Raw genomic sequence first — 25,159 nt, 5'->3', positions numbered from 1 at the left:
GGTTTGATAGAGAATATCTCGGCATAGTATACCTAAAAAAAAGCTAGCATAATTTTGCTAGCAGGTAAAATTACCATACTCAGTCACACTTTTATCTTCAAAAAACAGATTGACCCACTATCCACCGGCTTTATTTATCGGTAGATAAATGTTTAGTCACTGGAATATTTCAGTTTGAATGCCCCAACTGCTATGACAATAAATGTCAGGGCAACCACTGTGAATGCAGTGTAGAGGTCAGTTATATGTGCAATAAAACCGATCAGTGCCGGCCCCCCTAAAATACCGAAATAACCCAGCGTTGCGACCATGGCTACCGACATGTTCACGGGCATTACACTTTCCTGGCCAGCCAGCGTGATAAGTACCGGAACAATATTAGCTGCACCTATTCCTACCAGTGCAAAGCCAAATAACGTAAATTTCCAGTCAGGTATTATGACGGCAATGGCATAGCCGGTCATGGCGATGATACTGCTAAAAATCAGTACATGCTTGCGTCCCAAAATACTGACAACTTTATCACCAGTGAAACGCATTACAGACATGGTGCCACCGAAAATAGCAAACCCCCAACCGGCATGTGCTATGTCAAGGCCACGGTCATTGGTTAGAAATACGCCACTCCAATCTAATACTGCACCTTCCGCCATAAAACAAATCATGCACATAAGTGCCATTAATATGAGCCTGAAGTTTGGGCGTGGTTTTATTTTTGGCTGTTGATTAGGTTCTTTATGATCGCCAAAAGGGATTAATTCCTTGAAAACGACTGAGGTAATTATAGCCATTATCACGACGGCAATCAGCGTTACGGGGAGGGGCATTAAGCCAAGAGTAAATAATATTGCACCGCCGCCAGCACCCGCAATTGAACCAATGCTGAATAAACAGTGGAAACCTGACATCAGTGGTTTATCCGAGGATTGTTCAACCAGAGAGCCTTGGACATTAACCGCAACGTCGACTAAACCAATGCCTGCGCCAAAAAAGAACAGACATAGTGCCATCAAAGGGAACTGATCAATAATTGCCAATGTGGGCAGGAAAACAGCGCTAACAACGATACCTAATAGTATTATTCTTCTACAGCCGAAGCGGCCAATCAGTTTGCCAGAGAATAGCATTGCCAGTAGGGAGCCTGTTCCCAAGCAAAGTAATAACATCCCCAAAGAGCCTGCATCAAAATGAAGTCTATTCTGTGCATAGGGCACCAACGATGCCCAAAGGCCCATAGCAAATCCAGCGACAAAGAAGATAGAGCGCGTAGATGTGCGTGTAGCCGGTGTATCCAGAGGGTAGTCGACGACATGGCTAGACATTTAAGCACCTTTCTCTGGTAAGTGGCAGCGAGCAAGTAATAAGTACAGTCACTTTATAAAAGACTTATGTTAAGTTGTGAAATATACAGTGGGTACCTGGCTTGTCAAGAACATTTTTGCCTATCAAGGTGGTTTGCCGACTAGAGAAAAGGGCATACGACGGTTAGGATAGCCTGAAGGTGGGAGAGGGGGCTCTAGAAAAATTTTCTCATCATAGATACCGCTGAATACTAGATCTCAAATACTCGAAAATTATTATAGGCATCAAGAGTGTATTCTGATATTCCATTGTGATAATCGTATTTAATGTTGTCGCGATAGACAAAATGGGGTATGTGTTTGCAATCAAATTTTTTGAGTAATTGAGCAGATAATTCTGCAATGCAATTTTGACTGATATGTTCTCCTGAGATGGCTATGGTTGCAGGGTTAATCATGGCGATCAACGATGAAGTAATATAAATAAGTCGTTGTTGCACCAGTTCATGGTGAGAATTTATATTAGTCCCTAGATTGTCATAAAATGGCAGTTGCGACACTTCACCTGCAAATTGACTTGCACCACGTAGCATTTTACCTGAAATAACAATGCCACAGCCGGCACAATGTCTTGGTGGCATAAAAATATAGGCGATAGGTTCATTTATATTACGGCAGTGATTACGATAAAAACCAAATGCGGTATAATTCATGTCATTCCCCGCCTGAACAAAAATACCGAATCGGTTACTTAATAATTCAGTGATTGCCAATCCCTCCAGGCGGGTAATATCGCAAGTAAGTATTTTTCCATCCACAATGACACCGGGCAATCCTAGCCCTATTGCTTTGATATTATTGTATTTATCTGAAAATTCTTGAGTTTGCGCGAGCAACATATCTTCAGTTAAATCAGAATATATTTTATCGTACTCAACAATGATTTTGCCATCTGCAGACCTTAGGGATGACGATATAACGCCGGAGGTATCGCTCCCTTCAATATAAATACTTAATATGCTAAAGTAATTTGAGTTGTATATATAGCGCTTTGCTGGCCGGCCACCACGTGATTCATCAATAGATTCTTCAATGATTTCGCCCTTTGAACATAATTCATTCAAAATGGTGCCACATGTTGCCAAGCTTAATCCAGTTTGAGCAGATATATCGCCTTTGGTTGCGGATGACAGCGATTTTAATGTGCTTGCAACCAACATAATATTTTTTTGTTTCATCTGCCGGGTGGTATTAAGCGGTACAGTAGTCATTTTCTTCACCAAATATTTAATTGAAATGAATATAACATGTTCGTATTTATGAAGAAATAATTATCATGGCATTTATCCGTATGGTTGTGGTGATTAAACTTTGCTATAAATGAGTACAGTTGTCGAGCTATAACCACCAGTGGTATTTTCTGTTTTCGTGACTCTCGCGTTTCACGATATTGATGCTTTAGAGGCTGCCTTGTAAAGGGACTATTTGATGGAACCATTACTGACGGATCGTTTGCTATTAATACCTTTAACCCTACAGGATGCTGACCAGATACAGCTAAAATTTCCGGTATGGGAAGTGGTGAAGTATTTAGATGCTTCTGCCGTACCTTGGCCTTACCCAGCCGATGGTGCCCTGACCTTTGTCCGTGATATTGCATTACCTAAGATGCAATGTGGTAGCCGTTTTTTCTGGTCAATCAGGCCGAAGGTTTCACCAGAGACCTTGATTGGTGTTATTAATTTGGCCTGTGATACAGACGATCACCGTGGCTTTTGGTTAAGCCCTGTGTGGCAAGGGCAGGGGTTAATAACGGAAGCCAGTGATGCAGTCACTCACTTCTGGTTTACACAATTGGACCAGCCTTATTTACGAGTGACAAAGGCCGCACCGAATAAGGCGTCAGCCGCCATATCACGTAAAAATGGTATGCGTTTGGTTGCAACGCAGGAGCGAGACTACGTTAGTGGGCATTTCCAGACGGAAATATGGGAAATCAGTCGCGAAGAGTGGTTGAGAAATAAGCGCTGAACCATGGCATGCCAGCTTTGAGGTTATTAATGAGACTAACCGAATGAATAAAATCTGTGGTTGGGCGACAGACTCTTGTTGATAGGGTTGCTAACATGGTGCATATACCGCACAAAGGAGGAGTACAACAATGGGAAATCGCATCACTTTAGCGCGTGTTTACGATGTTCAGCCGCCATATCAAGCCAATACCTTTCTGACTGATCGGCTGTGGCCGCGAGGCATTAGCAAAACCCGGCTGTTAGGGGTGGTATGGTTAAAAGAAGTGGCGCCGGAAAATGCATTACGAAAATGGTTTCATCAATGTTTAGATTGGCCAGAGTTTGTGGTGCGTTATCAGGCCCAGCTTGATAGCTCAACGGCCTGGCAACCTTTACTAGACGTACTGAAACAACAGCCAATTACGTTGCTGTATGGCAGTCGCGACACGCAACAGAATCAGGCGGTAGTGTTACGTGATTTTCTGCTTAGCAAGCTATAGTATTTTCTCTTGTAATACCCATACTGCGGCTTCAACCCGCGATTTCAGCTTCATTTTTTTCAACAGATGTTTGACATGAACTTTAACGGTGCTCTCTGCAATCAGCAATTTCCGGGCAATGGTTTTATTCGGTAACCCTTTAGCGATCAGCTTCAATATGTCGCGTTCACGTGGGGTGAGGGTGTTAATATCGCGCTCATTATCAGACCGATTCTCGCGGAGGTTGATTGCCAGTATCGACATCAATGCGTCGCTGAGAACCATTTGTCCTGCTGCTGCATCATACAATGAGACCAGCAAATCTTCAGGGTCCATATCTTTTAGCAGATAACCATCGGCCCCGCGTTTTAAGGCACTGATGACATCATCCTGATGGTCAGAAACGGTAAACACTACAATTCGCCCGGATAGTGGCTGCTGACGCAATCTATCCAGTGTTTCCAATCCATTCATGCCCGGCATGTTTAAATCCAGCATGATCAAATCAGGATCAAGATTGGTGGCGAGAATAATACCTTGAGCACCGTTGCTGGCCTCACCTGCGATGGATAACCCAGGTGCCATGCTGATTAATTGCTTAATACCGTGCCTTAGCATCGGGTGGTCATCAATCAACAGGATGGTCGCGGCGTCTTGTTCACTCATGAATAGTTCCTGTAGCTGAGAGGGTAAATACCTCGAACGGAAGGGTTGATCGATATTCTTCCTCATCCTTGACTATTACCCCATAACCAATAGGGAGTACCCCCTAATAGTCAACGGGTGTATTACTCGGTTTCAAGAAAACATTCACATCGGCAACTAAATGAAAAGAGGCTCTTTTTTGCCAGTAAACCTACTACCCACAAATGATGTATGGGTATTGTTAGCTAAAAGTTAACTTCACATCCTCTTGATGTAAATCAACTTTGAAATAGCCTCTGGTGCCTAGGGTGACGCATTACTTCCCGTTTGTGGTCACCCTGACTGAGGTTTTTATGTCGCACTCTCCGACACCATTAACTAACTCATCATCTTCCGCTATCCCGGCAAAGTTAGCCGGTGGTCAATCAATACCGCAGTGGTACCCGGAAGATCCACAGTTCTGGCAACAGGTAGGGCATAGTGTTGCCCGGCGAAATTTGTGGATTTCAGTACCAGCATTGTTACTGAGTTTCTGTGTCTGGATGCTGTTTAGTGCGGTCGCAGTGAATCTGAATAAAGTGGGCTTTAACTTCACCACCGATCAACTGTTCATGCTGACAGCATTACCCTCAGTATCGGGGGCACTGTTACGTGTTCCATACTCGTTTGTCATACCGGTCTTTGGTGGTCGTCGCTGGACGGCTATTAGCACATTGTTTCTGGTTATCCCCTGCCTCTGGTTAGGTATCGCGGTACAGGACAGCACCACCCAGTATGGAACATTTGTATTGATTTCATTGTTGTGTGGTTTTGCCGGTGCGAACTTTGCCTCTAGCATGGCTAATATCAGTTTTTTCTTCCCGAAAGCCAAGCAGGGGGGGGCGCTGGGCCTCAATGGGGGATTGGGGAATCTTGGCGTCAGTGTGATGCAACTTATCGCCCCTATGGCTATTTCGGTTGGGGTGTTCAGTGCCTTTATGGGCAGTGGCTATCCACAAGCGGATGGTAGCCAGCTCTGGTTGCAAAACGCAGCCTATATCTGGATCCCCTTTTTGCTGATATTCAGTGTGGCGGCCTGGTTTGGTATGAATGACTTGTCTGCTGCAAAAGCGTCGATTATCCAGCAATTACCGGTCCTGAAACGTGGCCATTTGTGGATTTTGGCGGTGTTATATCTGGCAACTTTTGGTTCATTTATCGGTTTCTCAGCCGGATTTGCCATGTTGGCAAAAACACAATTTCCTGATGTTGTCATCCTGCATTACGCTTTCTTCGGCCCGCTATTGGGCGCACTGGCTCGTCCAATGGGCGGTGCGCTCTCTGATCGCTTTGGCGGCATTCGCGTCACCTTCGTCAATTTTATCCTGATGGCAATATTTGCGGCATTACTCTTCCTCACCTTACCGGGAACCAATGTTAATGGCTCCTTCTTTGCCTTTTTTGGCGTATTCATGCTGCTGTTTCTGACGGCGGGACTGGGCAGTGGATCAACGTTTCAGATGATTGCGGTGATCTTTCGCAAGTTAACTGTCGATCGAGTGACCCTCGCGGGGGGGAGTGATGAACAAGCGCAGCATGATGCCGTCAGAGAGTCAGCGGCGGCACTGGGTTTCATCTCAGCCATTGGCGCTATCGGCGGTTTCTTTATTCCTAAATCCTTTGGTACGTCGCTGGCCCTAACCGGTTCACCGGCCGGCGCGATGAAGCTATTCGTGGTTTTTTATGTGGTTTGCGTATTGATCACCTGGTTTGTCTACGGGCGCAAGCTTAACGCGGGTATGGCGACCAAAAAACCACGTTGACCGGTACGGTCCGATAAATAAGCAACATTGAGCAATGTTAATCCACTTATAAAAATAAACAGGGCCGTTATGTCCCCAATCAGGAGGTCTCCCGATGAGCAAATTTCTTGACCGATTTCGTTATTTTAAACAACTTGCCGAGCCTTTTGCACAAGGCCATGGCCAGACACTGGACACCAATCGTGATTGGGAAGATGGCTATCGTAGCCGCTGGCAGCATGACAAAGTGGTACGTTCAACTCATGGTGTGAATTGTACGGGTTCATGTAGCTGGAAGATTTATGTCAAAAATGGGTTGGTCACTTGGGAAACCCAGCAAACTGACTACCCGCGTACCCGCCCGGATTTACCTAATCATGAACCCCGTGGTTGCCCTCGTGGGGCCAGCTATTCCTGGTATTTGTACAGTGCTAATCGGCTGAAGTACCCGATGATGCGCAAGCATCTGTTGCAATTGTGGCGTGCTGCCAAAGTGCTGCACAGTGATCCGGTGGAGGCATGGGCTTCAATTGTTGGCGATAGCGTACAATCAAAGGATTATAAACAGGCTCGTGGCCGGGGGGGCTTTGTCCGTTCGACCTGGCAGGAAGTGAATGAACTGATTGCCGCCGCTAACGTCTATACCGCCAAACAGTATGGGCCGGATCGGATTATCGGTTTTTCACCGATTCCAGCGATGTCGATGGTTTCCTACGCGGCGGGCGCGCGCTATCTATCACTGATAGGCGGCGTTTGCCTCAGTTTCTATGACTGGTATTGCGATTTGCCTCCGGCATCACCGATGACCTGGGGTGAGCAAACTGACGTGCCAGAATCCGCTGACTGGTACAACTCATCCTACATTATTGCCTGGGGTTCAAATGTTCCGCAGACCCGTACACCCGACGCCCACTTCTTTACCGAAGTCCGTTACAAAGGGACCAAAACTGTAGCGGTGACGCCGGATTATGCAGAGGTCGCTAAACTGTGTGACCAATGGCTGAATCCGAAACAAGGAACAGACAGTGCCATGGCTATGGCAATGGGGCATGTGATCCTCAATGAATTCCATCTACAACGACAAAGCAGCTACTTTGTTGAATACATGCGTCAGTACACCGACATGCCGATGCTGGTATTACTTGAACCTCGTCATAGCGGCGATTATGCCGCCGGGCGGTTACTGCGCGCCGCCGATCTGGTGGATAATCTGGGAGAGGAGAATAACCCAGAATGGAAGACCATTGCCATTGACGCTAACAGCGGGCAGTTGGTAGCGCCGCAAGGGTCTATCGGTTATCGCTGGGGTGAAAAGGGTAAATGGAACCTTGAGCAGCGCGAGGGCAAAACGCAGCAGGAAGTCTCATTACAACTCAGTTTATTGGGTCAACATGATGCTATTGTTAATGTCGGATTTCCCTACTTTGGTGGCGAAATCAGTGAGAATTTTCAAAGTGTTGCGCTAGAGGAAATACTGCAACACAAGTTGCCAGTAAAACGGTTGCCATTAGCCGATGGCAGTGAAGCACTGGTGACCAGTGTTTATGACCTGATGATGGCAAACTATGGCCTGGATCGTGGTTTGGCTGATGACAACTGCGCCAGCAATTATGACGATATAAAAGCTTACACTCCTGCCTGGGCTGAAAAAATTACTGGCGTTGCACGTCAGGATATTATCCGCATTGCGCGTGAATTTGCAGATAACGCCGAGAAAACCCATGGCCGTTCGATGATTATCGTCGGGGCCGGTATTAATCACTGGTATCACATGGATATGACCTACCGTGCACTGATTAATATGCTGATTTTCTGCGGCTGTGTCGGGCAAAGTGGCGGCGGTTGGGCGCACTATGTGGGGCAGGAAAAACTGCGACCACAAACCGGCTGGTTACCTTTGGCATTTGGCCTCGATTGGCAACGTCCACCGCGCCATATGAACAGTACGTCATTTTTCTATAATCACTCCAGTCAGTGGCGTTATGAGACCGTCAGCACCACCCAATTACTCTCTCCCTTGGCCGACAGTTCGCGCTTTAGCCCAAGTCTGATTGATCTTAATGTGCGCGCTGAACGTATGGGGTGGCTGCCTTCGGCCCCGCAACTGAATTGCAATCCATTGACCCTTGCCGCCAGCGCACAACAAGCCGGTCAAACACCGGTAGAATATACCGTCGATAGCCTTAAAAACGGGTCACTGAGATTTGCCGCTGAACAGCCAGATGATCCACAAAACTTCCCGCGAAACTTGTTTGTCTGGCGTTCCAACCTACTGGGTTCTTCCGGCAAAGGGCATGAATATATGCTCAAGTATTTGTTGGGTACGGAAAATGGTATTCAGGGTAAAGATTTGGGCCAGCAAGGTGGGGTGATGCCGGAAGAGGTTGAATGGCAGGAACAGGGAGGCGAAGGCAAGCTGGATTTAGTCGTGACATTGGATTTCCGCATGTCTAGTACGTGTCTCTATTCAGACATCATTTTACCCACCGCAACCTGGTACGAAAAAGACGACATGAATACCTCGGATATGCATCCGTTTATTCACCCGCTGTCTGCGGCGGTAGATCCTGCCTGGGAGTCTAAAAGCGACTGGGATATCTACAAAGATATTGCCGAAACCTTCTCTCGAGTTTGCGTCGGCCATTTAGGTCAGGAAACCGATGTAGTGACCTTACCCATCCAACATGATTCGCCAGCCGAACTGGCACAGCCATATGGTGTAAAGGACTGGAAAAAAGGTGAATGTGAACTGATACCGGGCCAAACCGCGCCGCACATTGTGGTGGTCGAGCGCGATTACCCAGCAACCTATGCTCGCTTTACTGCCTTGGGTCCCCTATTGGATAAATTAGGTAATGGCGGCAAAGGGATTAACTGGAATACCCAGACTGAAATTGATTTCCTCAAAAAACTTAACCATACCCAGCCTGACGGCCCTGCCGCCGGACGACCAAGAATTGATACTGCTATTGATGCCGCAGAGGTGATTTTATCCTTGGCCCCTGAAACCAACGGTCAGGTGGCGGTAAAAGCCTGGCAGGCTTTGGAACAACTTACCGGTCGCCAACATGCTCACTTAGCTCTGAATAAAGAAGATGAAAAAATTCGTTTTCGCGATATTCAGGCGCAACCACGCAAAATCATTTCCAGTCCAATCTGGTCCGGCTTGGAAGATGAGCATGTTTCCTATAATGCTTGTTACACCAACGTTCATGAGTTGATCCCGTGGCGCACCCTTTCAGGCCGGCAACAACTTTATCAGGATCATGAATGGATGCGTGCTTTTGGTGAGAGTTTGTTGTGCTATCGCCCGCCAATAGATACTCGTGCCGCCCAACCTTTGCTTAATAAGAAGCCGAACGGTAACCCAGAGAAAGCACTTAACTTCCTGACACCCCATCAGAAGTGGGGCATTCACTCAACCTACAGTGACAACCTGTTGATGCTGACACTGTCGAGAGGGGGGCCTATCGTTTGGTTGAGTGAAGATGATGCCAAAGATCTGCTGATAGAAGATAACGACTGGATTGAGGCGTTTAACAGTAATGGCGCATTAACTGCTCGTGCCGTCGTCAGCCAGCGAATTCCGTCAGGCATGACCATGATGTACCACGCACAGGAGCGCATTATTAATATCCCCGGTTCTGAAATTACCGGCCAACGTGGCGGTATTCATAACTCAGTCACCCGTATCAGTCCAAAACCAACCCATATGATTGGCGGATATGCGCAATTAGCCTACGGCTTTAACTACTACGGCACGGTAGGGTCCAATCGCGATGAGTTCGTGGTGGTGCGCAAGATGAATAAGATTGATTGGCTGGATGACGAACAGCAAAACCAGAGCAAAACCGGGGGCAAACTATGAAAATCCGTTCACAAGTCGGCATGGTTCTGAATCTGGACAAATGTATTGGCTGTCATACCTGCTCAGTAACCTGCAAAAATGTTTGGACCAGCCGCGAGGGTATGGAATATGCCTGGTTTAACAACGTGGAAAGCAAACCGGGGCTGGGTTATCCGCACGATTGGGAGAATCAGGATAAATGGAAGGGGGGCTGGATCCGCAAGATTAATGGCAAATTGACCCCCCGTATGGGGAGCCGAGTCGGGGTCCTCGCCAAGATATTTGCTAACCCTGATGTACCAGCATTAGATGATTATTACGAACCCTTCGATTTTGATTACCAGCACTTGCACAACGCACCGGCTGGAAAACATCAGCCGGTAGCTCGCCCACGTTCGCTGATTACCGGTCAACGAATGGAGAAAATCGAGAACGGCCCTAACTGGGAAGAGATTCTGGGCGGTGAGTTTTCTAAGCGATCTAAAGACCAGAACTTCGCCCATATTCAGAAAGAGATGTATGGGCAATTTGAACATACCTTCATGATGTATTTGCCACGTTTATGTGAACACTGCCTTAACCCCGCCTGTGTCGCAACTTGCCCCAGTGGGGCAATTTATAAACGGGCTGAAGACGGTATTGTGCTGATTGATCAGGATAAATGCCGGGGCTGGCGTATGTGTCTGACCGGTTGCCCGTATAAAAAAATCTATTTCAACTGGAAAAGCGGCAAGTCGGAGAAGTGTATTTTCTGCTATCCACGCATTGAGTCCGGTGAACCGACCGTTTGTTCAGAAACCTGTGTGGGGCGCATTCGTTATCTGGGGGTACTACTGTATGACGCAGATGGCATTGAACAAGCCGCGGCTACTACTGATGAGAAAAACCTCTACCAACGGCAAATGGATATTTTCCTCGATCCCCATGATCCGCTGGTGATTGCCGAAGCGCAGAAACAGGGGATTCCCTTAAGTGTCATTGAGGCCGCCCAACGCTCCCCGGTTTACAAAATGGCAGTGGAATGGAAATTGGCACTGCCGTTGCACCCCGAATACCGGACCTTGCCGATGGTATGGTATGTCCCGCCGTTGTCACCGATTCAGTCTGCGGCAGACTCTGGCGCGCTGCCCCACCGCGGGGTGCTACCGGATGTGGAAAGCCTGCGTATCCCGGTTCAGTATTTAGCCAACTTACTGACTGCTGGTGATACTCAACCGGTATTAATGGCACTGAAACGGATGCTGGCAATGCGCCACTATAAACGGGCTGAAACCGTTGAGGGTAAAACTGATCTCAGTGCACTGGAGGCCGTGGGGCTAACAGAGGCGCAAGCGCAAGAGATGTACCGCTATCTGGCGATTGCTAATTATGAAGGTCGCTTTGTCATTCCATCCAGCCACCGTGAAATAGCCCGTGACGCTTTCCCGGAAAGTAAGGGGGGCGGCTTCAGTTTCGGCGATGGTTGCCATGGCAGTGACAGTCGTTTCAATTTGTTCAATAGCCGCCGCATTGATGCCGTTGATGTCACACGTAAGACTGACCAGGGGGCCATTCATGATTAGTTTGAGAATCATTTCACGTTTGCTGGAATACCCAGATATTGATCTGTGGCAAAACCGGCAAGAAGTTGTTGAGGCGCTCGACAGCGCCGACGAACTCACGACGGAACAGGTTCATCGGCTCAGGCAATTTATCAATACATTATGTCAGAGCGAATTGCTTGAGTGTCAGGCTAGCTATTGTGGCTTATTTGACCGGGGGCGAGCCACCTCACTGTTGCTATTTGAACATGTGCATGGTGAGTCGCGCGATCGTGGTCAGGCCATGGTGGACCTCATGGCACAGTATCAACGTGCGGGGTTAGTGCTTGACTGTAAAGAGTTGCCTGATTTCCTGCCACTTTATCTTGAGTATCTGGCTAACCAGCCAGTGCAGGATATCACCTTGGGTTTGCAGGATATTGCACCCATTTTGGCGCTGCTGGGGGCACGTTTACATCAGCGGGATAGCGACTATGCCCAGTTGTTTGATCTGCTGTTAGTGCTGTCTGGCAGTGCTATTCGCAGTGAAAATCTTGGCGATAAAGTGGCGGGTGAAAGCCGGGATGACACCGCCAAAGCACTGGATGCGGTATGGGAAGAGGAGCAAGTGAAATTCCTCGGCACGCAGGGGTGTGCATCAGCTCAGCAGGGGATGCCCCCCAAACACCTTGCCGATGCCGTACTACCACAATATCTCAGTATTCAGTCTGCCTCAGAGGGCAAAAAAGTCGTTCAGTCCCATGTGGTGACGGACCGTAAAGGAGCCATCTTATGAGCTTTTTGAATAAATTCTTTTTTGATATTTATCCTTACATGGCAATGGTGATTTTCTTTGTGGGCAGTTGGTTGCGTTACGACTATGGGCAATATAGCTGGCGAGCAGGTTCCAGTCAGATGTTAGATAAGAAAGGTGTATGGCTGGCATCTAATTTATTCCACATCGGTATTCTGGGGATATTCTTCGGCCATGTGCTGGGTATGCTGACGCCACATTGGATGTATGAATCGTTCTTACCGATAGAGATAAAACAAAAAATGGCGATGATTGCTGGCGGTGCCTGCGGTCTGATGATGTTAGTCGGTGGTGTCATGCTGCTACACCGCCGCTTGACTAATTCGAGGATCAGGGCAACCAGTACCCGGGTAGATATTCTGATTCTGATATTGCTGGTGGTACAAGTTAGCTTGGGGCTACTGAGTATTCCGTTTTCTGCTCAACATATGGATGGTAGCGAGATGATGAAATTGGTCGGTTGGGCGCAGTCAATTGCGACTTTCCGCCCCGGAGCATCGGCCTATCTGATAGATGTAGCCTTGATTTTCAAGTTGCATATTGTCTTGGGATTGACCCTTTTTGTTTTATTCCCGTTCTCACGCTTGGTACATATCTGGAGCGTACCCATCGAATATTTAACGCGCCGTTATCAACTGGTGCGTAACCGCCACTAAGCGTGTCGATTCAGCCCGTAGGTCTCTCTATCAACCTACGGGCTAACGATGGGCTTTAACCGGTGGAGTTTTGTTCGCGTAACTTAGCCAGAGCCACTTCTGAAGCGTTTATATCTTCCCGCGGGCGCTGTTTGGGCATTGTATCTACCGGTGCGGCAGCTACCTCAGTGGCGCGCTTACGTAAACTAAACCAACCGGCAACCAATAACATGGCCACTACCGGCAATGTGGCGATAGTCCAGGTTCCATTCGGATAGTCGAAAGCCATCATCACTAAAACACCTGCCAGGAAAAACAGCGTCAGCCAGGATGTGACCGGCGCACCGGGCATTTTAAAGGATACGGGTTTTGCTGTTCCCTGCTTTATTGCCTGACGTAATTTCATCTGACAGATAATGATGAATGCCCATGAGCTGATAATACCTAAAGAGGCAATATTAAGAACGATTTCAAATACCTGTGATGGTACCAGATAGTTAAGTAGCACGCCGAAGACATAAATACCCACGGTAACCAATATGCCGGCGTAGGGAACAGATTGTGGGCTCATTTTGGACATGAATTTAGGTGCTGAGCCACCCATGGATAATGAGCGCAGAATACGACCTGTCGAGTAAAGGCCAGAGTTCAAACTGGAAAGTGCGGCAGAAAGTACCACGATATTCATGATGGTCCCGATATAGGGGACGCCTAAGTTACTAAAGAAGGTGACAAAAGGGCTTTGGCCGGCCTGATAGGCATTCCATGGCAGCAGACACACCAGTAGCACCACAGAACCGACGTAGAATAGGCCAATCCGCCAAATCACACTATTAATTGCCTTTGGCAGCATATTTTCCGGGTCTTTACATTCACCGGCCGCCGTACCAATTAATTCAATACCGGCAAAGGCGAATATCACCCCTTGAACCAATATCAACGCGGGTAACAACCCGTGGGGGAACAATCCGCCATTATCGGTTATCAGGTGTATACCGGTGGGATGCCCGGCAACACTTTGCCCTGTGCCGAGAAAGATCACACCCACGACCAGAAAGATAGCAATGGCTGCGACTTTGATCAGTGCAAACCAAAATTCCATTTCAGCAAACCATTTAACGCCAATCATATTCATGGTGGCAACAATTGAGAGCGCACCCAGTGCAAATAACCACTGCGGAACATCAGAGAACGTCCCCCAATAGTGCATATAAAGGGCCACCGCAGTGATATCGACAATCCCGGTCATGGCCCAATTAAGGAAATACATCCATCCGGCAACATAGGATGCTTTCTCACCGAGGAATTCGCGGGCATAAGAAACAAAGCTGCCACTGGTTGGGCGGTGCATAACTAATTCACCGAGCGCTCTAAGAATAAAAAACGAGAAAATCCCACACACCAGATACACCAAGGCCAGTGCGGGGCCAGCCATTTGCAAGCGGGCGCCGGTGCCTAAAAATAACCCCGTACCAATAGAGCCACCGATAGCGATCATCTGGATATGACGTCGGCCCATACTTTTGTGGTAGCCAGTATCATGAGAGTCTAGCCAGCGTTTTTTGGCGGCGTGATGGGTCTTTGCAGTGTGTTTTCCTGACATCATAGCTTTCCCTATTTTCCTGTCTGTCGTGCAATCATCGTGAATGTATTACAGCAACTGATTGCTAAAGGTTAATGCATAAATAGCGTCTTAGCGCCTTCGATTATTATGGTTTCTATTGCTGCCACTGGATTCTGGGAGGGCATGCTATCGTTTCTATCGTGATGAGGCAAAAAAAATATTCACTTATAAATTATTTTTTTTGTTCTATTACCGGAATCAGTAATTGCAAATGAAAGGTTAAATTATATACAGGAAAAATGTTTTTATGGTAATGTATTACTTATGCTTATAGGGCGAAATATCAGTATTTCTTAACTCATTGTTACATTTATGAAAGTAGAATTTTTTTGGATCGGAGTTATAGATTGGCTGTATATTATTCAACGATAAACCTTTCTTAGATTGAGTGTATTTATTAAGATTATTGCTTCACATAAAATTGCAATTTATCTTATTATAGATAAAAATAATATATTGTTTTTCTAAGTGTTAATTTTAAAATTTATAATTTATTTTTGTGTAGCGCAGTTAATATTTACGATGATATTTATCAAGCAATTAGATTGTTGTATTAACGTGACTCAATCTAATAGGTAAGTTGCAGAAACTCTTATTCGAATAGCCTCGACTTAGTGCTGTGCATAAAGCGTACTGCGTAAGATGCAATATGAGATCTAACACACAGTTTTCCGAGAATGATATTGCATTTTCTCACCTTCAATGATGATACTAATAACGCAATAGTTATATTTATTGCCATAATTTTATTGAGGCGTGTTACTGGTAAAGCAGGCAAGACCAAAATAAAAGTGTCCCCCGTCCGCGGGTGCATTTTTGTTTTGGTCTTTTTTTTTGTTTTTTTTAAGTGATAAATTCAGGGGAATAGCGATGGATTACCAGCAGTTAGGATTGAAGATCTTAGCGTTGATCGGGGGGAAGCGTAATGTCAGTAAGTTAACACATTGCGCCACCCGCTTGCGTTTTGAGTTTAACGATGACACTAAAGTTGATGCTAAACAGATTGAAAAACTGGAGGGTGTGATCAGTGTGGTCGAGCGAGGAGGCCAGTTTCAAATAGTTGTCGGCAACAACGTGCAGCAAACCTATCGGACGATATTGAAAGAGATTGGCAGTGTGCCAACAGCAGAGAAGCAGGGCAATAAAAATAAAACCAAAAATGGTATTTTCAGCCAGATAATCAGTGTGATTTCTACCACCTTTACCCCTGTCATTCCGGCTATTACCGGAGCCGGGATGATTAAGGCGTTGCTGGCAATTTTGAAACTCACCGGTGTGATTACAGCTAGCAGTACCACTTATCAGTTGCTCGATACCATTGCGGATGCGGCATTCTTTTTCCTGCCGGTTCTGCTGGCATATGGTGCCGCGATTAAGTTTGAATGTAATCCTATTTTGGCAATGACGATTGCCGGGGCACTGTTACACCCTAATTTGGCACAAATGTTGGTAAAAGGTGACGCGGTTAGTTTTATCGGTATTCAGGTTAGATTGGCTGATTATGCCGGTTCGGTATTACCGATTATCTTTACCGTTTGGTTGATGTCTTATGTCGAGCGCTTTGCCGAGCGAATTTCGCCCTCGATGATTAAATTTTTTACCAAGCCAATGATTATATTATTGATTACTGCTCCTTTGGCATTAGTCATGATCGGGCCATTTGGTATCTTTCTTAATGATATGGTGGGCAGTGGTGCTGCCATTATAAACACGAAAGCCAGTTGGCTTATTCCCATGTTAATGGGGGCGCTGCAACCCTTCTTGGTTATTACGGGCACGGCGTGGGCCATGACCCCGATTGCAACCATGCAATTGACTAAGCAAGGCTATGAGATGATCAATGGCCCCGGTATGTTGGCATCCAATATTGCTCAGGGGGCGGCGACACTCTGTGTCGCCTTCAAAACAAAGAATAAGAACTTGAAACAACTGGCATCTTCAGCAGGCTTCACTGCACTTTTGGGGATAACCGAGCCGTCATTATATGGTGTGACCCTGAAGCTGAAACGCCCGCTGGTGGCGGCAATGATCGGCGGGGGCTGCGCTGGTGTTTATGCGGGGTTAAGTGGTGTGGTGCGTTACGCCTTTGTATCACCAGGGCTTGCTGCATTACCGGCGTTTATTGGCGAAAACCCAATGAACATTGTGCACGCATTAATAACCTGCGTTATTGCTATTGTGGTCACTTTCGCCCTGACCTGGGTATTGGGCTTTGAAGACCCGGTAGATGAACAATCGCAAGTTGATGAAAGTGATAACGTTCCCTTGTCTGCCTCTGTGGCGAGAACTACGGGGACAGCGGCTCAGGCAGCAGTCATAAGTAGTCCATTAAGCGGAAAATTAATCCCATTAGGCCAGGTTAACGATGATGTGTTTTCTCTGGGATTGTTGGGGCAGGGGGTGGCTATTATCCCTGATGTGGGTGAAATGCGCGCCCCAGTAACAGGTGAAATTATGACGTTCTTACCCAGTAAACATGCCGTCGGAATTAAATCAGACGACGGGGCTGAGGTTTTGATTCATATCGGTATTGATACCGTCAACTTAAATGGTCAGCACTTCAGTTCGACGCTGCAAGTGGGGGATCGTGTCATGGTGGGCGACCTACTGGTGAGTTTTGATATCACCGCCATTACTCAGGCAGGCTACGATATCGTCACACCGGTATTGATTGTAAACAGTGATGCGTATTCGCAGGTTAGCAGTGTAGCTTGCGGGCCAACTCAGTTTGGTGAGCCGATTATTACTCTGGGTGCACGTGGTTAGGGGGCGGTTATGATTTATCAACAATTACAGAACTTCCCAGCAGGATTTCTCTGGGGCGGTTCCACCTCTGCCTATCAGGTTGAAGGTGCTTGGGATGAAGACGGTAAAAGTCCATCGATCATTGATATGTGCCAGCATCCAGCAGGGACGGCAGATTTTAAAATCGCCAGTGACCACTACCATCACTATAAAGAAGACGTTAAGTTATTTGCCGAATTAGGCTTAAAGGCATACCGATTTTCTGTCGCCTGGACCCGCATTATCCCTGATGGTTCGGGGGCGGTTAATCCTGCGGGGATCGCGTTTTATCAGAATTTGATTGATGAACTTAATCATTACGGCATAGAGCCAGTTGTCACACTTTACCATTTTGATTTGCCCTATTGTCTGGAGCAGCAGGGTGGTTGGGGGCATCGCGCCACGATTGATGCCTTTGTTGAATACGCCAAAGTGCTCTTTAGCCATTTTGGTAGCAAAGTAAAATATTGGCTGACGATTAATGAGCAGAACACCATGATCCTCCATCCTGGGGCAATTGGTACTCCGCCCAATGGTCAATTACCGGATAAAAAATCCTTATATCAGCAGAGTCACCATATGATGTTGGCACAGGCGCAGGTGATGGCGTTGTGTCATCAAATGTGCCCGGAAGGTAAAATTGGTCCGGCGATAAATACCACATCGATGTATCAGGAAACCTGTGCACCACAAGATGCTATCGCAGCCCATAACTGGGAAACATTACGCTGCTGGAGTTTTCTCGATGTGGCGGTGTATGGTCGTTACAATGCGTTGGCGTGGCGTTATTTGCAGGATCGTGGATTAGCGCCCACGGTGGAAAGTGGCGACAGTGAAATCCTGTCACAAGGGCGGCCAGATTTTGTCGCGATTAACTATTATTCGACGGCGACTATTGCTGCCAGCCGGGGCGATGCCTCAGATATCACGGCCCGTGCCGGAGATCAGCAGATCATGTTGGGTGAACCGGGCGTGTATCGCGCAGCAGAAAATCCGTTTGTGGATAAAACCCGCTATGGCTGGGTGGTCGACCCCATTGGTTTACGTCTCACGTTACGTAAGACGTATGAGCGCTACCATCTGCCCATCCTGATTAGCGAAAATGGTATTGGCGCACCGGATTCGCTGCAAAGCGACGATCAGGTTAACGATGACTATCGTATTGATTTTCTGCGTAAACATATAGAGCAAATGCAGTTGGCTATCAGCGATGGCGTAGAGCTAATGGGATACTGCCCGTGGTCTGTTATTGATGTTGTCAGCACGCATCAGGGCTATGGTAAGCGCTATGGCTTTATTTATGTCAATCGGACTGAACATGATTTACTCGACCTAAGGCGTATAAAAAAAGCCAGTTTTACCTGGTATCAACAAGTCATTGCCTCAAATGGTCAGTATCTTTGACCGTAGTTTGATATTCTGGGCGGCAGAGAACCGCCCATGGCACATGAACAGTTGGCATACTAGACAGCCCGGTAGACCGGGCTAATCATGATATAAAGTCATTGCGGCGCAAAGACAGGGGTGGCTAGAAAAATGGATGTCATTAAAGTATTGAATAACAGCCTGGTCTTATCTGTCGATGCCAACAATAATGAAGTTATTGTTATGGGGAAAGGTATTGGATTTAATAGCAAAATTGGTGATGCGATTGATGCTGGGAAAATAGAAAAAGTCTATGTGGTACAAAACACTCAAACCAGTAGAGAATATGTTAGGTTGATCGAAAATACGCCAGAAGAGTATATATCTTTGGTGCAGAATATTATGAGTGACGCCAATGCCAGCCTGAAGGGAAAGCTTAGTGAACAGCTATTTTTTACTCTAACGGACCATATTACCTTTGCCATCGAACGTTTTCACAAAGGGATTTCAATCCAAAATAGATTGTTATACGAAGTAAAAAGATTTTATCCGCATGAATTTTCCATTGCGCAACAAGCAGTTAAATATTTAAATGAGAAACTCAATATTCAGTTACCTGAAGAGGAAGCGGGAAATATAGCTTTCCACTTGGTTAATGGTCAAACTGATATTCAGAGTATGGAAAGTACACTGCTCTCAGTTAAGATGTTGAAAGACATATTTAATATTATCAAATACCATTTTAATGTCGTAATTGATCAAGACTCGCTAAATTACCAACGCTTTTTGACGCATATGCAATTTTTTATCCAGCGAATGATTGAACGTAACCAGATAGAAACCAAAGATGACTTTATTTTTGAACAAATGATCCGCGAGTACCCTGGTGAGTACCGTTGCAGTATGTTAATCGGTGAATACATCAAAAACCTGCTCAGTATTACTCTCTCAAATGACGAAATGTTGTACTTAATCATTCATTTAGTTCGTATTGCAGGCTCGTCAATAGATGAAGAGTAGCACCAAATAACAACAGGTGGTATTTCAGTATAGGTTTGTCTGTCAGCGACAAAAAAGTATAACAGACAAATCTCACATCCTTCAGATTATTTAATTACAAAACACCAAGTTAAGTTAATTAAAATAAACTTGACGATAGCCTCGCAAATACAATACATCGTTGCACCTTAACTGTTCTTTTATTTTAAATAGAGTGGTAGTTTGCCATTCTATATTCACATTTGAATTTTTTGTTGTTGTTTTTAACATCAATAATAATTTTTAAGTGCCAGGTTGGTCGATGCCTCATTGAGATACATCAGTCAAAAAATATCAAATCACTATAACCGGCTAAAGCATTAGATCCGTTACCTCCCGTTCCTTAGGTGCTACCCAATAGTAGGTCTAAAATGAAAAAAATAAATCAGGATGTCGTGCTTACCCCCGTCGAACAGATTGACATGTCGGGGAAATCTGCAATCAAGAGAGTTATTACACACTTAAATCAGATGAACATAAATACTATGCCAATGGCATTATTTATGACTATTTCAGCTATTGTATTCATTTCGGCTTATGCCAGTTATTTACCCAAAAATATGATTGGCGGGCTGGCTGTAATCATGACGATGGGTTTTGTTTTATCACATATCGGCCGCCACATACCGGTGTTGAAAGATATCGGTGGGCCAGCAATTTTGTGTTTAATGGTACCCTCGGTTTTGGTTTATTTTGGTATTTTCCAAACCAACACCTTGGATACTGTCCACTTGCTGATGAAAGAGGCGAACTTACTCTATTTTGTTATCGCCAGTCTGGTGGTCGGCAGTATTCTTGGGATGAACCGCGTGGTGCTTATTCAGGGAATGACCCGGATGTTTGTCCCGCTAGTGGTGGGAACCATTACGGCGGTGGTTACGGGGTTGCTGGTGGGTAAATTATTTGGTTTTACTCTTTATCACACCTTCTTCTTTATTATTGTACCTATCATCGGTGGCGGTATTGGTGAGGGCATCTTGCCATTGTCGTTGGCTTACTCGGCTATCCTTGGTCAGGCTCCTGATGTGTATGTGGCCCAACTGGCACCGGCTGCGGTGGTGGGGAATATTTTCGCTATTATTTGTGCCGGGGTGCTGGCTCGTATTGGTCTGCGTCGCAAGGATCTCAATGGCGAGGGGATGTTAATTCGCTCGGCACAAGATAATGCGGTATTTACCGCCCAGGAAGGGCCAAAGCAAGCCGATTTCCAACTGATGGGCGGTGGGTTATTAATGACCTGTGCTTTCTTTATTGTCGGGGGCTTATTTGAAAAGATTGTCCACATTCCCGGCCCGGTGCTAATGATTTTGATTGCGGTGATGTGTAAATATGCGCAGGTTATTCCGTCGAAAATGGAACAAGGTGCGCACAGTTGGTATAAATTCGTCTCCACCACACTGGTATGGCCGCTGATGATTGGATTGGGGATGCTGTATGTTCCACTGGAAAGTGTCGTCGCCGTATTCTCTGTCGGTTATGTGGTGGTGTGTGGTGCGGTGGTGTTGTCGATGGCCGCGGTCAGTTTTATTATCGCACCCTATCTGAATATGTATCCGGTTGAAGCGTCGATCGTCACCAGTTGCCACAGCGGGCTAGGTGGCACCGGTGATGTTGCTATTCTCTCTGCCTCGAACCGAATGTCACTGATGCCATTTGCCCAGATAGCAACCCGTATCGGCGGTGCGTCCACCGTCATTGGGGCTACGTTACTGTTGGGTTGGATTATGTAAATAACTGCCCGATAAGACTGAGGTCATCAGCGGCATCCCTGAGCAAATGCCGCTGGTTTTTTATCAGGACAGTTTCTGTGCGTGCTGGTTGATAAAAACAGCTTCGAGGCAGTGCGGCTCATTACTGGCAATACTGCTTTAAGACTTCTTGCTGGCTGGGTAGCAACTTGTAGAGATAAACTGGCCGACCGGTCGCACCGTAAAGTACCTTAGTGCTTAAAACGTCGGTATCAGAAAGGTAAATCAAATATTTGCGACAAGAAACCCGTGAAATACCAATGGCGTTCGCCATTTGTTCGGTTGAAAATTCCCCATCCTGCATTTCCTGAATCCATTCACACACCGTGCGCAGTGTTTGTGCTGTCAGCCCCTTGGGTAGCTTCTTGCGCTCAGTTGGCGTCGCATTGCTACGCCGCAGTAATGAGTCGACATCTTCCTGAGCACAATATTCACGTTGCCCCAGCAAACTCTGTTTTTCCCGGTAAGTGGAGAGTGCCTCTTCGAAACGCGAAAACTGGAAGGGTTTAATTAAATAGTCCACTACACCGTATTGCAGCGCTTTCTTAATGGTATTCACATCGGTGGCAGATGAAATAACAATCACGTCAGTATGTTCGCTGAATTCACGCAACACTGGCAGCAAATCCAAGCCATTGTCTTGGCGCATAAAAACATCTAATAACACCAGGTCAATGGGGTGTTCTGTTGTCATCAAATGCTCTCTGGCTTGCTGTAAACTGGACACTGTACCGCAGCAGTTAAAGCCTGCCACTTGGCTCAGATAGCACTTGTTCAGCTCAGCTACCATTGCATCATCATCTACTATCAATACATTAATCATGATTTACCGCGCTGATGTTGTTTGAAGGAATGTCATTCGGTGTGATGTCGTAAGGAAGGCTGATAAAGAACTGGGTAAAAACGCCCGCTTCAGAATCAAATTCTATATTGCCACCAATACTCTCTAAACTCTGACGCACCAGGCTCAAACCGATACCGTGCTCATTTCCTTTAGTGGAAAAACCATTATCAAAAATACGGCTTTGCAATTCTGATGCGATACCCGGCCCATCATCGCTGACAACACAATGTAGCCGGCCATTTTGATAGTGGAAGCTGACATTGATCTCCCGTTGACTCAGGCTACCAATGGCGTCCATGGCATTCTCGATTAGATTACCCAACACCGTAATCAAAGTGGTGGTCACTTGCTCATTATCGGTATCGGGGAGCAGGCTTTCGTCACTGATGGATAGGGTTATCCCCAAATCGCGCGCACGGTTAATTTTCCCCAACAGGAAACCGGCTATCACCGGCGATTTTACTTTACGCAACAGCGATCCAATTTCTGCCTGATAATTATTGGAGGTTTTAACGATGTAATCTTCAAGTTGCTGATAATACTTCATATGCAACAGACCCAAAATGACATGAAGTTTATTCATAAATTCATGTGACTGCGCCCGTAACGCGTCGGCATAGTGCACCATACCGGTCAAGCGTTGCATCAGTTGGCTCACTTCAGTTTTATCGCGGAAGGTGGCAATAGCACCGATAATATCGCCTTTTACTATTACCGGCACGGTGTTGGTCAGTAATATGCTGCCATTAAAGTTTATCTCTTCATCACGGCGAGCGATGCCCGTTTCCAATACTTGCTGTAAGTACAAGCGCACCGGCCAATATTTGCTGGCATTACTTAATAATAAGTTCTCCATCGGCCCACTTTGTTTAAATAAGCGCTTTGCTTCATGGTTAACGACGGTAATGCGTGAGTTGGCATCAACCGCAATGACGCCTTCCTTAATGGATTGCAACATGGCGTTACGCTGTTCGAATAAATTAGATATTTCATACGGCTCGAAACCTAGCATAATTCGTTTAAGCGCTTTGACTAAAAACCAGGTGCCCAAGGAGCCAATCAAAGCTCCGAATAATATGGTCCAGGGAATGGTCCAGCGAGTTTCGCTCACTACCGAATCGATACTGGTCAGTGAGATACCAATGGCGACCACCCCTAACTGTTTGCCGTGCGGCTCATAGACCGGAATAAAAATACGTAATGCTTGCTCAAGGACGCCACGGTTTATCGCACTGTTCTCTTTCCCCTCAAGCGCAGGTTGCAGATCATTACCGATAAAGTGTTGACCGATCATTTCAGGATTAGGGTGTGAATAACGGATGCCTTTCATATCGGTAACCACGATGAACAACAGACCATTGGCTTTCTGAACTTCACTGGCATAAGCCTGAATCTGCCGTCCGGCAGCCGGGTCACTCAATCCGTTAATAATCGTGGGCGAGAACGATAATGTACGTGCTACGGCAACGGCCTTGTCTTGCAAACTATCCTGTGCCATTTGACTGAGCTGAATAAAGAACAGAGTGTGAACCACCAACAGCACCGAGACAATGACCCCAGAAACCATCAAGGTAATCGTGGTGCTGAGCCGTAACGGCACTTTTTGCTTTGCTGCCGTTGTTGCGTTGTTCATGTCATGCTCCAGAGACACTGACCAGTGTGATGCATCGACCGCTAGATTGAGGTAATAGGGGTGGGTGAATCAGCGGTAAGCTAAATAAACGGGTAAACTCAATTACCCTATAGTTTACGCCGTTTATTTATTAGGATGCTAAGACTTAGAATTACTTTAACTACATAACGATTTATATAATTATTCAAACTGAATGCTGTCAGGCGGTTGTCCCATTTGCCGCGCAAGGAACCGCTACAAGCGGTTTTATCATCAATTTGCCAAGCGCGGGACGGAGGCGATGATCAATTCAATCTCTTTATCGGCCAACTCGTCATGGGCCGCTGCCGATAAACTGCTATCAGTGATAACCACATCAAAATCAGTTAATGGTAATGCCAGATAGGTGGCTATTTTGCCGTATTTTGACGCATCAGCCAGTAGCACGCGCTTACTGCTGACTTCACAGACTGCCCGTTTGACCACCACCTTATCTTCGTCTGGCGTAGAGATACCCCGCAATCCCCAGCAGGACGCGGAAATAAAAGCGATATCAATGGACAAGTTTCGTAGGGCGCGGGCTGCTGCCTCACCGACACATGAGCGGTTTTCACGACACAGTGTGCCGCCGGAGTGAATCATTCTGCATTGGCAGGATTCAATCAGAAAGTTGGCGATCACAAAGTCATTAGTCACCACCAATAAATCATCTCTGGCTTCCAATTGGCGCGCCAATGCCAGTGTCGTTGTTCCCGCATCAAGATAAATACAGCTATTACGTGGAATATGCAGTGCGGCTGACATGCCAATGGCATTTTTCTGGCTGCTATACATCAGTGTCTTATCCAGATGCGAGGGTTCTGCGGCCAGCCGCTCGGTGGAACGCACCCCACCTGACACTGATAGCACTGCGCCTTGCTCTTCCAGCTTCTGCACGTCACGGCGAATAGTCATGTGTGATACGCCTAAACGATCAGTCAGTTCAGCAATGCTAACCACTCCACGTTCGGCAACCAGTGCCAGTATCTGTTGGTGACGTTCAACCGGTATCACGTTAACTCCTCGCCAAATTCACCCACTTGCGGGCTATAGGATGGTAATTAATGTGAT

Annotated in this window: 18 protein-coding genes; 11 read left to right on the top strand and 7 right to left on the bottom strand. The window is 46.4% G+C overall.

The window, feature by feature from the left end; translation table 11 throughout:
* Positions 1-152 precede the first annotated feature (152 nt).
* Positions 153-1,322 carry an MFS transporter gene (locus tag A6J66_007215; GenBank protein ID PNM24011.1) on the bottom strand — a complete coding sequence of 390 codons (1,170 nt, stop codon included), beginning with the start codon at positions 1,320-1,322 and terminating at the stop codon, positions 153-155.
* A gap of 230 nt (positions 1,323-1,552) precedes the next feature.
* On the bottom strand, positions 1,553-2,572 hold the full coding sequence (locus A6J66_007210; GenBank protein ID PNM24010.1) for an ROK family protein: 1,020 nt from the start codon (positions 2,570-2,572) through the stop codon (positions 1,553-1,555).
* Positions 2,573-2,789: 217 nt separating this feature from the next.
* Here A6J66_007210 and A6J66_007205 point away from each other — a divergent pair, with 217 nt between their 5' ends.
* Positions 2,790-3,332, top strand: coding sequence for an N-acetyltransferase (locus tag A6J66_007205; protein ID PNM24009.1), 543 nt, complete (start codon positions 2,790-2,792; stop codon positions 3,330-3,332).
* Positions 3,333-3,462: 130 nt separating this feature from the next.
* Positions 3,463-3,813, top strand: coding sequence for a DUF488 domain-containing protein (locus A6J66_007200; protein ID PNM24008.1), 351 nt, complete (start codon positions 3,463-3,465; stop codon positions 3,811-3,813).
* On the opposite strand, the gene A6J66_007195 is transcribed toward A6J66_007200, so the two are convergent.
* Entirely contained in the window at positions 3,808-4,458 is a 651-nt protein-coding gene (locus A6J66_007195) for a two-component system response regulator NarL (protein PNM24007.1), read from the bottom strand. The genes A6J66_007200 and A6J66_007195 overlap by 6 nt on opposite strands.
* A 377-nt stretch (positions 4,459-4,835) precedes the next feature.
* On the opposite strand from A6J66_007195, the gene A6J66_007190 reads away from it, so the two are divergent.
* From A6J66_007190 to narI, 5 genes are all read left to right on the top strand, one after another.
* Positions 4,836-6,239 carry a nitrate/nitrite transporter gene (locus tag A6J66_007190; protein PNM26920.1) on the top strand — a complete coding sequence of 468 codons (1,404 nt, stop codon included), beginning with the start codon at positions 4,836-4,838 and terminating at the stop codon, positions 6,237-6,239.
* Positions 6,240-6,333: 94 nt separating this feature from the next.
* Entirely contained in the window at positions 6,334-10,086 is a 3,753-nt protein-coding gene (locus A6J66_007185; GenBank protein ID PNM24006.1) for a nitrate reductase subunit alpha, read from the top strand.
* Positions 10,083-11,627: a nitrate reductase subunit beta gene (gene narH, locus A6J66_007180; GenBank protein PNM24005.1), complete on the top strand. Its 1,545-nt coding sequence runs from the start codon at positions 10,083-10,085 to the stop codon at positions 11,625-11,627. Before A6J66_007185 ends, narH begins: the two co-directional genes overlap by 4 nt.
* Positions 11,620-12,381 carry a nitrate reductase molybdenum cofactor assembly chaperone gene (gene narJ / locus A6J66_007175; GenBank protein PNM24004.1) on the top strand — a complete coding sequence of 254 codons (762 nt, stop codon included), beginning with the start codon at positions 11,620-11,622 and terminating at the stop codon, positions 12,379-12,381. The genes narH and narJ overlap by 8 nt, the downstream gene beginning before the upstream one ends.
* On the top strand, positions 12,378-13,055 hold the full coding sequence (gene narI / locus A6J66_007170) for a respiratory nitrate reductase subunit gamma (protein PNM24003.1): 678 nt from the start codon (positions 12,378-12,380) through the stop codon (positions 13,053-13,055). Before narJ ends, narI begins: the two co-directional genes overlap by 4 nt.
* A 55-nt stretch (positions 13,056-13,110) precedes the next feature.
* On the opposite strand, the gene A6J66_007165 is transcribed toward narI, so the two are convergent.
* Entirely contained in the window at positions 13,111-14,637 is a 1,527-nt protein-coding gene (locus A6J66_007165) for an L-asparagine permease (GenBank protein ID PNM26919.1), read from the bottom strand.
* 891 nt (positions 14,638-15,528) lie between these two features.
* Between A6J66_007165 and A6J66_007160 the strand changes: the two genes are divergently transcribed.
* The 4 genes from A6J66_007160 (at position 15,529) to A6J66_007145 (ending at position 21,575) form a co-directional block, all read left to right on the top strand.
* Positions 15,529-17,424 carry a PTS beta-glucoside transporter subunit EIIBCA gene (locus A6J66_007160; protein ID PNM24002.1) on the top strand — a complete coding sequence of 632 codons (1,896 nt, stop codon included), beginning with the start codon at positions 15,529-15,531 and terminating at the stop codon, positions 17,422-17,424.
* A 9-nt stretch (positions 17,425-17,433) separates the two neighbouring features.
* Positions 17,434-18,846, top strand: a complete 1,413-nt coding sequence (locus tag A6J66_007155; GenBank protein PNM24001.1) for a glycoside hydrolase family 1 protein — start codon at positions 17,434-17,436, stop codon at positions 18,844-18,846.
* A 132-nt stretch (positions 18,847-18,978) separates the two neighbouring features.
* On the top strand, positions 18,979-19,827 hold the full coding sequence (locus A6J66_007150; GenBank protein PNM24000.1) for a PRD domain-containing protein: 849 nt from the start codon (positions 18,979-18,981) through the stop codon (positions 19,825-19,827).
* 389 nt (positions 19,828-20,216) lie between these two features.
* Complete coding sequence (locus A6J66_007145; protein ID PNM23999.1) at positions 20,217-21,575, top strand: malate permease; 1,359 nt, start codon at positions 20,217-20,219, stop codon at positions 21,573-21,575.
* A 121-nt stretch (positions 21,576-21,696) separates the two neighbouring features.
* On the opposite strand, the gene A6J66_007140 is transcribed toward A6J66_007145, so the two are convergent.
* From A6J66_007140 to A6J66_007130, 3 genes are all read right to left on the bottom strand, one after another.
* Positions 21,697-22,416 (bottom strand): two-component system response regulator DcuR, encoded by a 720-nt coding sequence (locus A6J66_007140; protein PNM23998.1) that lies wholly within the window; start codon positions 22,414-22,416, stop codon positions 21,697-21,699.
* Positions 22,409-24,070, bottom strand: coding sequence for a two-component system sensor histidine kinase DcuS (locus A6J66_007135; protein ID PNM23997.1), 1,662 nt, complete (start codon positions 24,068-24,070; stop codon positions 22,409-22,411). Before A6J66_007135 ends, A6J66_007140 begins: the two co-directional genes overlap by 8 nt.
* Before the next feature lie 252 nt (positions 24,071-24,322).
* On the bottom strand, positions 24,323-25,102 hold the full coding sequence (locus tag A6J66_007130) for a DeoR/GlpR transcriptional regulator (GenBank protein ID PNM23996.1): 780 nt from the start codon (positions 25,100-25,102) through the stop codon (positions 24,323-24,325).
* Positions 25,103-25,159: the final 57 nt, after the last annotated feature.

The organism is Yersinia enterocolitica, assembly GCA_002082245.2.
GTDB lineage: Bacteria > Pseudomonadota > Gammaproteobacteria > Enterobacterales > Enterobacteriaceae > Yersinia > Yersinia enterocolitica_E.
This window is presented reverse-complemented; position numbering and strand designations above follow the sequence as displayed.

Excerpts from the sequence above, each read along its gene's own strand:
- A6J66_007215 (PNM24011.1), bottom strand. The coding sequence starts at position 1,322 with ATGTCTAGCCATGTCGTCGACTACCCTCTGGATACACCGGCTACACGC.
- A6J66_007210 (PNM24010.1), bottom strand. The coding sequence starts at position 2,572 with ATGACTACTGTACCGCTTAATACCACCCGGCAGATGAAACAAAAAAAT.
- A6J66_007205 (PNM24009.1), top strand. The coding sequence starts at position 2,790 with ATGGAACCATTACTGACGGATCGTTTGCTATTAATACCTTTAACCCTA.
- A6J66_007200 (PNM24008.1), top strand. The coding sequence starts at position 3,463 with ATGGGAAATCGCATCACTTTAGCGCGTGTTTACGATGTTCAGCCGCCA.
- A6J66_007195 (PNM24007.1), bottom strand. The coding sequence starts at position 4,458 with ATGAGTGAACAAGACGCCGCGACCATCCTGTTGATTGATGACCACCCG.
- A6J66_007185 (PNM24006.1), top strand. The coding sequence starts at position 6,334 with ATGAGCAAATTTCTTGACCGATTTCGTTATTTTAAACAACTTGCCGAG.
- narH (PNM24005.1), top strand. The coding sequence starts at position 10,083 with ATGAAAATCCGTTCACAAGTCGGCATGGTTCTGAATCTGGACAAATGT.
- narJ (PNM24004.1), top strand. The coding sequence starts at position 11,620 with ATGATTAGTTTGAGAATCATTTCACGTTTGCTGGAATACCCAGATATT.
- narI (PNM24003.1), top strand. The coding sequence starts at position 12,378 with ATGAGCTTTTTGAATAAATTCTTTTTTGATATTTATCCTTACATGGCA.
- A6J66_007165 (PNM26919.1), bottom strand. The coding sequence starts at position 14,637 with ATGTCAGGAAAACACACTGCAAAGACCCATCACGCCGCCAAAAAACGC.
- A6J66_007160 (PNM24002.1), top strand. The coding sequence starts at position 15,529 with ATGGATTACCAGCAGTTAGGATTGAAGATCTTAGCGTTGATCGGGGGG.
- A6J66_007155 (PNM24001.1), top strand. The coding sequence starts at position 17,434 with ATGATTTATCAACAATTACAGAACTTCCCAGCAGGATTTCTCTGGGGC.
- A6J66_007150 (PNM24000.1), top strand. The coding sequence starts at position 18,979 with ATGGATGTCATTAAAGTATTGAATAACAGCCTGGTCTTATCTGTCGAT.
- A6J66_007145 (PNM23999.1), top strand. The coding sequence starts at position 20,217 with ATGAAAAAAATAAATCAGGATGTCGTGCTTACCCCCGTCGAACAGATT.
- A6J66_007140 (PNM23998.1), bottom strand. The coding sequence starts at position 22,416 with ATGATTAATGTATTGATAGTAGATGATGATGCAATGGTAGCTGAGCTG.
- A6J66_007135 (PNM23997.1), bottom strand. The coding sequence starts at position 24,070 with ATGAACAACGCAACAACGGCAGCAAAGCAAAAAGTGCCGTTACGGCTC.